The sequence below is a fragment of the Streptomyces sp. NPDC018947 genome (assembly GCF_044390505.1).
GTDB lineage: Bacteria > Actinomycetota > Actinomycetes > Streptomycetales > Streptomycetaceae > Streptomyces.
In genome coordinates this window covers 194,727-207,251 of sequence record NZ_JBIRZD010000003.1, presented here as the reverse complement: position 1 = coordinate 207,251, position 12,525 = coordinate 194,727, and the positions used below count along the sequence as shown (strand labels likewise).

The 12,525-nt window shown below is 73.4% G+C and carries 8 protein-coding genes and 1 tRNA gene; 3 read left to right on the top strand and 6 right to left on the bottom strand.

Features of this window, described 5'->3' with window-relative positions; all coding sequences use genetic code 11:
- Window positions 1-27: 27 nt before the first annotated feature.
- Both ACH499_RS09010 and ACH499_RS09005 read left to right on the top strand, forming a co-directional pair.
- On the top strand, window positions 28-1,152 hold the full coding sequence (locus ACH499_RS09010; protein WP_365604725.1) for an AAA family ATPase: 1,125 nt from the start codon (window positions 28-30) through the stop codon (window positions 1,150-1,152).
- Window positions 1,149-4,106 carry a hypothetical protein gene (locus ACH499_RS09005; protein ID WP_399014424.1) on the top strand — a complete coding sequence of 986 codons (2,958 nt, stop codon included), beginning with the start codon at window positions 1,149-1,151 and terminating at the stop codon, window positions 4,104-4,106. The genes ACH499_RS09010 and ACH499_RS09005 overlap by 4 nt, the downstream gene beginning before the upstream one ends.
- Before the next feature lie 199 nt (window positions 4,107-4,305).
- On the opposite strand, the gene ACH499_RS09000 is transcribed toward ACH499_RS09005, so the two are convergent.
- From ACH499_RS09000 to ACH499_RS08990, 3 genes are all read right to left on the bottom strand, one after another.
- Window positions 4,306-4,470 (bottom strand): hypothetical protein, encoded by a 165-nt coding sequence (locus ACH499_RS09000; RefSeq protein ID WP_356201222.1) that lies wholly within the window; start codon window positions 4,468-4,470, stop codon window positions 4,306-4,308.
- Between the two features lie 104 nt (window positions 4,471-4,574).
- A complete protein-coding gene (fusA, locus tag ACH499_RS08995) occupies window positions 4,575-6,614 on the bottom strand; it encodes an elongation factor G (protein WP_399014423.1) in 2,040 nt (679 codons plus the stop codon).
- A 412-nt stretch (window positions 6,615-7,026) separates the two neighbouring features.
- Window positions 7,027-7,111: transfer RNA gene (locus ACH499_RS08990), tRNA-Leu, on the bottom strand.
- A gap of 141 nt (window positions 7,112-7,252) precedes the next feature.
- Here ACH499_RS08990 and ACH499_RS08985 point away from each other — a divergent pair.
- The gene (locus ACH499_RS08985) at window positions 7,253-8,581 is read left to right on the top strand and encodes a DUF2254 domain-containing protein (RefSeq protein ID WP_399014422.1); all 1,329 of its coding nucleotides are present in this window, start codon (window positions 7,253-7,255) and stop codon (window positions 8,579-8,581) included.
- 42 nt (window positions 8,582-8,623) lie between these two features.
- Here ACH499_RS08985 and ACH499_RS08980 read toward each other — a convergent pair whose 3' ends face one another.
- The 3 genes from ACH499_RS08980 to eboE form a co-directional block, all read right to left on the bottom strand.
- Window positions 8,624-9,829, bottom strand: a complete 1,206-nt coding sequence (locus ACH499_RS08980; RefSeq protein WP_399014746.1) for a sugar phosphate isomerase/epimerase family protein — start codon at window positions 9,827-9,829, stop codon at window positions 8,624-8,626.
- Window positions 9,830-9,952: 123 nt separating this feature from the next.
- Window positions 9,953-11,350 (bottom strand): nucleotide pyrophosphatase/phosphodiesterase family protein, encoded by a 1,398-nt coding sequence (locus ACH499_RS08975; RefSeq protein ID WP_399014421.1) that lies wholly within the window; start codon window positions 11,348-11,350, stop codon window positions 9,953-9,955.
- Window positions 11,347-12,522, bottom strand: a complete 1,176-nt coding sequence (gene eboE / locus ACH499_RS08970; RefSeq protein WP_356201866.1) for a metabolite traffic protein EboE — start codon at window positions 12,520-12,522, stop codon at window positions 11,347-11,349. Before eboE ends, ACH499_RS08975 begins: the two co-directional genes overlap by 4 nt.
- Between the last annotated feature and the right edge of the window lie 3 nt (window positions 12,523-12,525).

Below are 12,525 nucleotides of genomic sequence, written 5' to 3'. Positions count from 1 at the left end.
GATCACCGTACGAAAGGCCTCCCCTCCATGTCCGACCTGCTGCGCGCCCCCGCCGAGATCAAGTACGCCGAGGAACTCGACTGGCTGGAGTCGATCGACGACAACCCCAAGCCGTTCTCGTGGCGCCTGTCGCCCAAGATGGTCCGCCTGTTCATCCTCGGTTCCGAGCGTTCCGACGGCCTGGACCGCGAGGTGTCGCAGAAGTGGTTCGGTGACCGCAGCTTCGTCGAGCGGTCCATCGTCACCCTCGCCTCCGACCGCGGTCTGCTGCTCATCGGCGACCCCGGCACCGGCAAGAGCTGGCTGGCCGAGCTGCTGTCCGCCGCGATCTGCCGCAACTCCACGCTGGTCGTCCAGGGCACGGCCGGCACCACCGAGGACCACATCAAGTACTCGTGGAACGTGTCCATGGTCATCGCCAAGGGCCAGTCCCGGGAGTCCATGATCCCGTCCCCGATCATGACGGCGATGGAGGCGGGCGCGATCGGCCGCTTCGAGGAGCTGACCCGGTCCACGAGCGACGTCCAGGACGCGCTGATCTCCATCCTGTCCGAGAAGTACATCTCCGTGCCCGAGCTGGAGAGCGGCGGCGGTGACGACAACATCGTGTTCGCCAAGCCCGGTTTCTCGATCATCGCCACCGCCAACAGCCGCGACCGGGGCGTCAACGACCTGTCGTCCGCGCTCAAGCGCCGCTTCAACTTCGTGCGCATCCCGGTGGTGACGAACAAGAAGAGCGAGGCGGAGATCGTCCGCTTCCGCACCGAGGAACTGCTGCGCCGGCACTCCATCGACCTCGACGTGCCGCCGACGCTGCTCGACGTGCTGCTCCAGAGCTTCGCCGATCTGCGGGCGTCCGCGGCGGCGGCCGGCAGCGACGACGAGAAGCTGGAGTCGGCGCTGTCGACGGCGGAGCAGATCGGCGTGCTGGAGGACGCGGTCCTGCACAGCAACTTCTTCGGCGAGCGCGCGCTGACCGCCCGTACCCTCGCGTCCTCGCTGGTCGGCTCCCTCACCCGGCGCGAGCCCGAGGACCTGGCCATCCTCAACAAGTACCTGCACGGCGTCGTCGAGCCGCGCAGCAAGGACGAGGGCGGCTGCTGGCCGGAGTTCCTGGAGGGCGGCCGCGACGCGATCGCCACGCTGTCATGAGCGGGGCCCAGGAGAACACCGTCGTGGCCGCGCCCGCCCAGGGGGGCGGCGGCACGTTCGACGCCCTGCGCGGCCAACTGCAGCAGGCGGCGGCCGAGTTCGCGGGCGGTCCGGACGCCCTGGAGGGCATCCTGCTCGGCCTGGTCGACGACGTGGACCGGGCGATCCGCGAACCGCTGGAGATCTTCCCGGTCTGCCACCACTCCCCTGCCTCGGCGACCGCGATGGCGCGGCGCCTGCGGGAGAAGCAGCCCAAGGCCGTGTACCTGGAGCTGTGCGAGGACATGGCGCCGCTGCTGACCGAGCTGCGCAACTGCCGGCTGCCGGTGGCGGTGCAGGCGTTCGCCGGCGACGTCGACGGCTTCCCCCAGGACTGGGCGCCGCTGTCGGTCGTCGCGCCCCTGACGGAGGCGTCCGCCGAGTACCAGGCCATCGCGTACGCCCTGGACACCCCGGGCGTGGAACTGGTCCTCGTCGACCGGTCCGCCGACCACGTGTTCCAGTGGGACACCCGCGGTGAGCAGGCTCCGGACGCCCCGGCCCACAGCGCGGACGCACCGGTGGAGGAGGGTGCCGGGCTGCACGGCGAGGCCGTCGGCGTCGAGATCGGCGATCTGCGGCCCCGGTTCGCCGAGCTGGAGGAGCACCTGCTGCGCCACGGCAAGGTGCGGCACTGGTCGGAGTGGTGGCACCAGTACGTCGAGGTGCCCCTCGGCGACGGCAGGTGCGACCACGACACCTACCGCCAGGTCATGTTCCTCGTCGGCAGCCTGTTCCGCCGGCTCGCCCCCGGCGACAGCACGCGGGTCCGGGTGGACGAGGACCGCGAGCGGTACATGTGGACGCGGATGCGCGAGCACCTGCGGGCGACCGGCACCGACCCGGCGGACTGCCTGTACGTGTGCGGGGCGTTCCACGCGGCCAGCCGCGTCGAGGAGTTCGGCGTGCGGGGCGCGGACACGTTCACGATATCGCCGCGCACCGGCACCACCTGGCAGTACGGGCTGATCCCGTCCAGTCACGCGGCGATCGAGGCGCAGTTCGGGCTGGCCGCCGGTTCCGTGTCGATCGCGGCGACGGAGTGGGCGAAGAGCCTCAGGCGCACCCGGGTGCGGCCGTACCGGCTGGCGGGTCAGGCGGGCACGAAGAAGAGCACGGCGAAGGCGGCCGCGCCGCTCCCCGGGGCGAGCGCCCCGGCCACCGGCTCCGCCGACCGGCTGTCCGGCTTCCTCCGGCGGCCGCCCGTGCTCGACGCCCTGGACGAGGCCGAACTGCTCGGCTGGTCGGTGGACATCGTGCGCGCGGCCCGGCGCAACGGCTACCTGGCCTCCACCGCCGACGCCATCGCGGTCTTCGAGACGTCGATCCTGCTGGCGGGCATGCGGGACCGGGCCAAGCCGACGCCGTACGACTTCCAGGACGCGGCCGTCACCTGCATCGAGAAGGACGCCGTTCCCGGGCGGCGGGACGTGCGGCGCCTGGTCGAGATCATGATGGGCGGCGACCGGATCGGCCAGGTCGGCTACGACGCGCTGCCGCCGCTCGCCCGGGACGTGCACGACCGGCTGGCGCCGCTCGGCCTCAAGCTCCAGCAGCGCGGTGTGCAGCGGGCCCTGCTGGACATGGCCTCGCGGCCGGAGCTGCGGGCCTGCTCCGACGTGCTGTGGATGCTGCGGCGCCTGATGCCGCACGGCGCGGCGCGGCCGATCATGGGTGAGCGACGGCTCGGTGAGCGGTCGATCCAGGAGTCCTGGGACCTCGCGATCGGCACGCACCAGCGGGCGCTGATCGAGCTGGGTTACGAGGGCGTCAGCATCGAGCAGGTCCTCGAACAGCGGCTGCGGCGCGAGGCCTACGCCCCGCAGGCGACGACGGCGACCGTACTGGCCGCCGTCGAGGACGCGACCCTGTACCTGCGCAGCCGGCGCCTCGCCGACGAACTCGGCACCCACGCGCTGAAGGTGCTCGCGACCGAACGCAGCGTGGACGGCGCTCCGGAGGTGCTGCGCCGGGTGCGTGCGCTGCTGGCGTACTACCGGACCAGTGAGCCGGTGCTGCCGGCGTGGATCGAGTCGTTCGTCAAGACCGGTTACGCGCACTACTGCACGCTGCTGCCCACGGCGTTCCGGGACGAGGAGGCGACGGTCGGGCAGGTCGCGGCGATGCTCGGCTTCCTGTTCAGCATGGAGGGCCTCGCGCTGTCGCTGGGCTGCGACCGGGCCCAACTGGAGCTGTCGGTCGGGCAGTCGCACCCCGAGGAGCCCGCGAAGACGGCGCTGCTGTGGGCGGCGCGGGTGCAGCTCGGCACGCTGTCGCGGGAGGAACTGCGGTCCCGGTGCTCCGGGTTGCTGGACAACCCGTTGGTGGTGCCCGCCTATCCGCGCTACCTGAGCGGTTTCGTGCACGCGCTGGAGCCCGTGCCGGGACTGGCGGACGTGGTGGTGGAGGCGGTGTCGAACGCGTTCGGCCGGTTGCCGGACGCCGTGCTGCTGCCGTGGCTGCCGCTGCTGATCACCACCCTGCGCTCCGGTGCGGGGGACCTCGCCCCGCTGCTGATCCGTGAGGCGGGGCGGGTGTTCCCGGGCCGACTGGCGGCCCTGGACGCGTGGATACCGCCGTGGCGGACTCCGCCGGCCCCGCCCGCGGGCCGCCGTACGGATTCCGAGGGCGGGGGCCGCCGGGGGGCCGCGCTGCTCACGGCCCATCCGGCGACGTGCGACGCGGTGGCCGGGCTGCTGGGCTGCGACGAGGGGTGGGCCGTCTCCGGCGGCCCGGCGGCGCCGGGCGTGGCCCTGCTGTCCGCGCATCCGGCCACGTGCGACGCGGTGGCGGGGCTGCTGGGGTGCGACGGCGCGTGGGCGACGGCCGATGCGGGCGCGCCGGGCGGGGCCGTGCTCGTGGCCCGGCATCCGTCCACGGCACGGACGCTGGAGTCGCTGCTCTCCGGGGGCTGACGGAGGTGACCCAGGCCTCGGGTCACCGGGGCCCGGGTCCCCGGGCCCGGCGCCGAGCCGGTGCCGGGGTGCCGAGCCGGTGCCGGGGTGCCGAGCCGGTGCCGGGGTGCCGAGCCGGTGCCGGGTCACGGGGCGGGCGGGCGCCGGGTCCCGGGGCCCGCACCCGCCGCGCGGCAGGCGAACGACCGCCGCCGGATCCTCAGCCGTAGCAGGCCGGCAACGGCTCCAGCCCCTCCGGCACCCCGTACTTGAAGACCGCCGTGTACGCCTCCGCGATGTCGCACCCCCTGTCGAACCACGGGTAGGCGAACAGGCTCCAGACCAGCAGGGCGATCACGATCGTCCAGCGCATCCCCTTTGACATGTATCCGATATTCCGCCGGGTGCGGCGGAATATGCCGTACCGCCTCCCTGCTCGCAACGGGGCCGGTCCCCCCTGCCGAGCGGAAGAGGGGACCGGCCCGTGTCCTACGGGACGGGCCTCGCGGCCGGTGCCGGCGCGTAGCCGGTGGGCCGGGCGGTGAAGGTGCCGCGCCCCTGGGTGCGGCCGCGCAACCGGGTGGCGTAGCCGAACAGTTCGGCCAGCGGCACGGTGGCCGTGACGACGGCGGCGCCGCCGCGCGTGTCGGACCCGGTGACGCGTCCGCGGCGCGCGGACAGGTCACCGAGCACGCCGCCGACCGCGTCCTCGGGCACGGTGACGGTCACCTCGACGACCGGCTCCAGCAGGACCATCGCCGAGGCACGCAGGGCGTCGCGCAGACCCAGCCGTCCGGCGGTGCGGAAGGCCGTGTCCGAGGAGTCCTTCACATGGGTGTGGCCGTCGGTGAGGGTGACCCTCAGACCGGTCACCGGATGCCCGCCGAGGGGCCCCTCGGCCAGGGCGTCCCGGCAGCCGGCCTCGACGGCGCGGACGTACTCCTGCGGCACGCGCCCGCCGACGACCGCCGAGCGGAACACGAACCCGCCCTCGCCCCACGGTTCGACGTCGAGCACGACGTGCGCGAACTGGCCCGCTCCACCGTCCTGTCTGACGTGCCGGTAGACGAAGCCGGACACGCCCGTACCGACCGTCTCCCGGTACGCCACGCCCGGCCGTCCCACCGCGACCTCGATGCCGTGCTCGCCGCGGAGGCGCTCCACGGCGACCTCCAGGTGCAGTTCGCCCATGCCGGACAGCACGGTCTGCCCGGTCTCCGGGTCGGTCCGCACGGCCAGCGAGGGGTCCTCCTCGGTGAGCCGGGCGAGCGCGGTGGCCAGCCTGTCGGTGTCGGTGGACCGCCGGGCCTCGACGGCGACGTGCACGACCGGGTCGGCGACGCCCGGAGGTTCCAGCACGAGCGGGGCGTCCGGCGCGCACAGGGTCGAGCCGGCGCGGGCGGACTTGAGCCCGACGACGGCGACGATGTCCCCGGCGGCGGCCCGGTCCAGCGGGTCGTGCCGGTCGGCCCGTACGCGCAGGATGCGGCCGATCCGCTCGGTGCGGCGTGTGCCCGCGTCCCACACGGTGTCTCCCTTCCCGATCGTGCCCGAGTACAGCCTGAGATACGTCAGCCGCCCGGTCGGCGTCGCGTTCACCTTGAACGCGAGCGCGGCCAGCGGTGCCGCCGGGTCGGTGGCCCGCTCCTGTTCCGTGCCGTCGTGCGTGCCGCGTACCGGGGGGACGTCCACCGGGGAGGGCAGGTAGGCCACCACGGCGTCCAGCAGCGGTTCGATGCCGCGGTTGCGGTAGGCCGAGCCGCACAGGACCACGACGGCCTCGCCGTCACGGGTCAGGTCGCGCAGCGCCGCGGCGAGGGTGCCGGCGCTCAGCGTCTCCCGGTCGCAGAACTCCTCCAGCGCGGCCGGGTGCCGCTCCGCCACCGCCTCCTCCAGCGCCCGCCGCCTGTGGGCCGCCTCCTCGCGCAGGGCGTCCGGCACCGGCCGGTCCTCGGCCGCGTCCGCGCTGTCGGCCCACACGAGGGCGCGCATGCGCAGCAGGTCGACGACGCCGCGGAAACCGTCCTCCGTACCGATGGGCACCTGCACGGCCAGCGGTACGGGGTGCAGCCGTTCGCGGATGGAGGCGACGGCGGTGTCGAGGTCGGCGCCGGCCCGGTCCATCTTGTTGACGAAGGCGATCCTCGGTACCCCGTGCCGGTCGGCCTGCCGCCACACGGACTCGCTCTGCGGTTCCACCCCGGCGACCGCGTCGAACACGGCGACCGCGCCGTCCAGCACCCGCAGGGACCGCTCGACCTCGTCGGCGAAGTCGACGTGCCCGGGGGTGTCGATCAGGTTGAGCCGGTGGCCGTCCCACGAGCAGCTCACGGCCGCGGCGAAGATGGTGATGCCGCGGTCGCGCTCCTGCGGGTCGAAGTCGGTGACGGTCGTCCCGTCGTGGACCTCGCCGCGCTTGTGGGTGGTGCCCGTGGTGTAGAGGATCCGCTCCGTGACGGTGGTCTTGCCCGCGTCGACGTGGGCGAGGACGCCGAGGTTGCGGACGGTGGTGAGGGGGTTGCTGCGCATGGCCCCTTGGCCTTTCGGGAGTTCGGGAATCGGGCAGCGCGATTTCCCGGGCGCACGCCGAACGCGGCACGCCCCCTGACCGCCGACCCTGGGGCGGCGGGGAGGCGGCGGAGCGTGGATCAGGCGGACGCCACGGGCATCCGGTGCGGGCCGCGCGGCAGGCACCGGACGGCCCGGGACACCAGGATCACCGTGTACCGGGGACGGGGAGCGACGACGGCGGTGCGGTCACGCACGGCGCTCTCCCCTCACTGGTCACGGGCACCCCGCGCCGGGGGCCCGTCTGTTCGTCCGTGCGGCGAGTGTAGGGAGGGAGGGGAGGACGGGGCCACGGATTTTCGGGCTCCCGCGCGCAGGCGACCGGCAGGACGAAGCGGGCCCCGGTCGACGACCGGGGCCCGCTTCTTGTGTGTGTCCGAGGGGGGACTTGAACCCCCACGCCCGATAAAGGGCACTAGCACCTCAAGCTAGCGCGTCTGCCATTCCGCCACCCGGACTAGGTGTCTGCCGCCGTTCGGGGTGTTCCCCGCGGCGACATGGACAACCATACCAAGGTTTCGGAGTGCCTTTCACCTGCGTTTTCCCTGTCCCGGGCGGCGCTGCCGGGTGTGCGGCCGCGCGGAGCCTAGGGTCGCACCATGAGTGACTGGCTGGTTACCGAGGGGTCCCGTCCGCGGCGGCCGCGGCCGTTGTCGCCGTTCAGGGAGCATCTGCGGGACACGTTCTGGTTCGCGCCGACCGCGGCCATGGCGGGCGTCCTCGTGGTGTGGCTGGTGGCCCAGGAGCTCGATGCCGCGCTGGTGCGCTCCCTGCGGGAGCACGGGGACTACGAGACGCTGTCCGAGCTGCTGCGGTTCGCGGCCGACGCGAAGTCCGTGGTGTCGGCGGTCGGCTCGGCGATGATGACGTTCATCGGTGTGGTCTTCAGCATCTCGCTGGTCGCCGTGCAGATGGCGAGCGGGCAGTTCACGCCGCGGGTGGTGCGTCTCTTCGTGCGCAGCCGGATCACCAAGGCGACCTTCGCGGTCTTCCTCGCCACCTTCGTCCTGACCCTGCTGGTGCTGACCTCCTACGACAGCTCCACCGACCCCCGCGTCGTCACGTCGGTCCCCCTGGTCCAGTCGGTGCTCACCCTGGTGATGGTCGCGCTGAGTCTGCTGCTGTTCGTGATGTACGTGAACACGACACTGCGGCTGATGCGGATCGGCCACGTGATCGCCCGGATCGCCGCCGAGTCGTTCCGGGTGGCTGCGGCGATGCCCGTGCCGGCGGACGGTGCGGGGGTGCCCGCGCTCGGGCCGGTCACCGCGTGGGTCGCCCACGACGGCACGGCGGGCGTGCTGCGGGACGTGCACGTCGCGCGGCTGGTGCGGGCGGCGCGCAAGCACGGCGTGGTGCTGCGGCTGATTCCGCGTACCGGGGACTTCGTGGTGCCCGGCACGCCCGTACTGGCGGTGCACGGCGGGCAGGCTCCGCCGCGCCGGGCGCTGCGGTACGCCCTGTCCGTGGGTGTGGAGCGCACCTTCCACCAGGATCTGGGCTTCGGGCTGCGGCAGCTCTCCGACATCGCCCTGCGGGCCCTGTCCCCCGCGGTCAACGATCCGACGACCGCCGTGCAGGCGCTGGACCGGGTGGTGCAGTTGCTGGCCGCGCTGTGCCGGCGGCCCCTGGACACCGTCGCGCACCGGGACCGGCGGGGTGCGGTGCGGCTGGTGCAGGCCGTGCCGGGGTGGGCCGAGCTGGTGGATCTGGGCTTCGCCGAGGTGCGGGGATGCGCCGCCGGGTCGCCGCAGGTCTCGCGGCGCATGCTGGCCGGGCTGGACGACCTGGAGCGGCTCTCCCCGCCGGAGCGGCGCGAGCCGCTCCGGCGCCACCGGGAACTGGTCCGGCAGGCCGTGGAGCGCACCGCGCCGACCCCGGCGGACCGGGCGTTCGCCCTCCGGCCGGACCGCCAGGGCATCGGCTGACCGCCGATGCCCCGGCGACCGGCGCGGAGGACGTGCGCCGTGCTAGCCGCGGCGCTTGCGCAGCGCGGCCAGGTTGTCGTAGCCGGTCTTCGCGTACCGCAGGGACTGGCCCGCGTCCGTGGAGCTCGGGGCGTTGTCCTGCTCGACCATCGGGTTGTGGTAGTTGCGGTGGCCGACACGGGTGAAGAAGGTCCGGTAGTCGATGACCCCGGTGCCGAACGGGACCATGTCGTAGCCCTGGCCGTTGGTGGTGTTGACGGTGCCGTCCTTGGCGTGGAACAGCGGGTAGCGCTTGTTGTTGCGGGCGACGAGCGCGGCCGGGTCGAAGACGTTCTCCCGGGTCGAGCCGTCGTGCGCGGTGTACGTGTGGAACTTGTACTGGGCCACGTGCGCCCAGAAGATGTCCATCTCCAGCCAGACGGACTTCGGGTCGGTGACCTGGAGGAAGTACTCCAGCTTCCGGATGCCGGAGCTGCGGGTCGGGCGGCCCTGGGCGTCCAGCGGGCCGCCGTCGAGCAGGAAGCCGTAGGCCGCGTCGTGGTTGTGGGTGTAGAGCTTGACGCCCTCGCGGCGGGCGATCTCGCCGAGGGCGTTCCACTTGTCGGCGGCCACGTCCCAGTCGGCCCGGTAGGAGCTGCCGGTGGGGTCGCCGCCGGTGCCCATGTGGTCCATGCCGAGGATGTTGGCGATCTCCAGGTGCTTCTTGAAGGTGTCCAGGTCCGCCGTCGTCAGCGGCCAGGAGGACGGAATGAAGCCGTGGTTGCCCTGCGCGCGCAGCCCGTACTCGTCGAGCCAGGAGCGCAGCAGCCTGGCGCCGGCGACGGTCTCGAGGTCGGCGCCGCCGGGCGCGTTGGCGTGCTGGCGGTAGCCGGCGAACTCCACCTGGCGGTAGCCGTGGCGGGCGAGCTGCTTGAACACCTCGCGGAAGCCGGAGGGCAGGTCGGTGGAGAGGGGGTCGCGGCCGGTGGCGTCGCGCACGGTGTAGAGGATGATGCCGCGCCTGGCGTGCGGGACGAGGACGTCGCCGCCGTGGTCGTGGCCGTGCTCCTGGCCTTGGTCGTCGCCGTCGAGGGCCAGGGCCGGGCCCGCTCCGAAGACGGGGGCCGCGACGGCACCGGCCGCGACGGCGGTGCAGGTGGTGAGGAAGCGGCGGCGGCCGACGCCGAGGGTGCGGCGGAGGGCCTCGTCCGGGCCGGCCGCGGAGGGCGTGGCGGTGTCGGTGCGGGAGGGGTCGGGGAACGGGGTCACGGTGCCTGCCTTCTGGGTCATGGCCTGCGCCGACGTGGTCGGGGCGGGCCGTTGTCAGTGCGGTGTGTCTCACTCCGGGCAGCTGGGTCCCGGGGGCCGTACGCCGCGGTGTGCGGTGGTGCGTCAGCCGAGTCCGGCGAGCCGGAGCAGGAGTTGCTTGACGTCGGTGGCCGCGACGCGGTCGCCGACTGCGCGGGGGGTGGAGCAGAGGAGGAGCGGACCGTCGTCGTCGCTCTCGGGAAGGCGGCCGTGGCTGCCGCGAATAGGTGAGGGGTCCAGGGGCACGACCGCCATGCGGTAGCGCATGCCGATCTTCTTGCGGGCCAGGGCGGTGGCCGCCTTGACCTTGACGTAGGGGTCGAGCGGGTCCATGAACAGCTCGACCGGGTCGTAGCCGGGTTTGCGGTGGATCTCGACGAGCTGCGCGAAGTCGGGCGCGCGGTCGTCGTCGAGCCAGTAGTAGTACGTGAACCAGGCGTCCGGCTCGGCGACGACGACGAGTTCGCCGGCGCGCGGATGGTCGAGGTGGTGGGCCTTCTTGCCCTCGTCGTCGAGGAGCAGCTCGATGCCGGGCAGGCCGTCGAGGGCGGCGCGGGTGGCGTCGAGGTCCTCGGGGCGGCGGACGTACACGTGGGCGATCTGGTGGTCGGCGACCGCGAAGGCGCGGGAGGCCATCGGGTCGAGGTACTCCATGCCGTCCTGGGTGTGGACTTCCAGCAGTCCTGCGCGGCGCAGGGCGCGGTTGATGTCCACGGGCCGGTTCACGCGGGTGATGCCGTACTCGGACAGCGCGACGACGGTGCGGCCCTCGGCCCGGGCGTCGTCCAGGAGCGGGGCCAGGGCCGCGTCCAGGTCGGTGGCGGCCTTCAGGGATCGGGGGTCGTCGGGGCCGAAGCGCTGCAGGTCGTAGTCGAGGTGGGGGAGGTAGCAGAGGGTCAGGTCGGGGTGGCGGGTGCGCATGATGTGCCGGGTCGCGTCGATGATCCACTGGCTGGAGACCAGGTCCGCGCCGGGGCCCCAGAAGTGGAACAGGGGGAACGTGCCGAACTTCTCGGTGAGTTCGTCGTGCAGGGCCGGGGGCCGGGTGTAGCAGTCGGGTTCCTTGCGGCCGTCGGCGTAGTAGACGGGACGGGGGGTGACGGTGATGTCGGTGTCGGCGCCCATGGCGTACCACCAGCAGATGTTGGCGACGGTGTAGCCGGGGTGGGCGCGGCGCGCGGCGTCCCAGAGCTTGTCGCCGGCGACGAGTCCGTTGTGCTGGCGCCAGAGCAGGACGTCGCCGAGTTCGCGGAAGTACCAGCCGTTGCCGACGATGCCGTGTTCGGCGGGGTGGGTGCCGGTGAGGAAGGTGGACTGGGCGGCGCAGGTGACGGCGGGCAGGACGGTGCCGAGGGGGGCGCGGGAGCCGGTCTGCCCGAGCTTCTTGAGGTGGGGCATGTGGTCGAGGAGACGGGGGGTGAGGCCGACGACGTCCAGGACGAGGAGCGGGGTCGGTCCGTCGGAGGGGGTGGGTCGGGTCATGGCAGTTCCTTGAGGCCGAGGTCCGTCAACAGGTCGCGGGCGAGGGTGAGCTCGGCGGCGATGCCGTCGGTGAGCTGGGCGCGGGCGCGCGGCCGCAGCCGGGGCGGGAGGGCCTGCCAGGTGTAGGTCTCGACCTCGAGATGGCGGGTGAGGGGGTGCGGGCCGCCGACGAGCCGGCTCAGCGCGGTCTCCAGCACGGGGAGGGTGGAGGTGAGGGGCGCGGCCGGGGCCGCGTGCAGGGGGACGTGGAAGTGGGCGCGCCAGGGCGCGGTGCCCGGCAGCGGGCCGTCGGCGGCGAGGGCCTGGTCGAGGTCGTCGGTGCCGAGCAGGGCGCCGGCCGGGCCGGCGGTGCGGGTCTGGTGCAGGAAGCGGGGTTCGGCGAAGGCGGCGAGGGCCTCGCGGACCGCGGGATCACGGGGGTGTTCGGCGTGCAGGGCGGCGGAGAGCTGGGACTTGACGACGGGGACGCGGGCCTCGGTCAGGGCGTCCAGGGCGGTGTGCGGGTCCTCGAAGGAGGTGGCGAGGTGACAGGTGTCGACGCAGACACCGATGCGGTCGTGGGCGATCGCGGTGAGCGGGGCGATGGCGTCGTGGGTCGTCTCCACCACGCAGCCGGGCTCGGGTTCGAGGCCGATGCGGATGGAGCGGCCGGTCAGTTCCTCGAGGGCGTCGAGGCGTTCGGCCAGGGTGACGAGCGCGGCCCGGGCCTTGTCGGCGCGGGTGTCGTCGTAGGCGGTGCGCCAGGCCAGCGGCAGGGTGGAGATGCTGCCCTCGGTGACGTCGTCGGGCAGCAGGCCGGCCAGGACGCGGGCCAGGGAGGTGGTGTGGTCGAGGCGCTCGGGGTCGGCCCAGTCGGGCCTGTAGACGCGGTACTTGACCTCTTCGGCGCCGAAGCCCTCGTAGGGGAAGCCGTTGAGGGTGACGACCTCCAGGCCGCGCCGGTCGAGTTCGCCGCGCAGGCCGCGCAGGGCCGACGGGTCGGTGACCAGGGCGTGGGCCGCGTCGCGGGCGAGCCACAGGCCGATGCCGAGGCGGTCGCGGCCGAGGCGTTTGCGGACGGGCTCGCAGTGGTCGCGGAGCTGGGCGAGGACGCCGTCGAGGGTCTCGGCGGGGTGGACGTTGGTGCAGTAGGCGAGGTGGACGGTGGAGCCGTCGGGGTGCCGGAAGCGCATCTC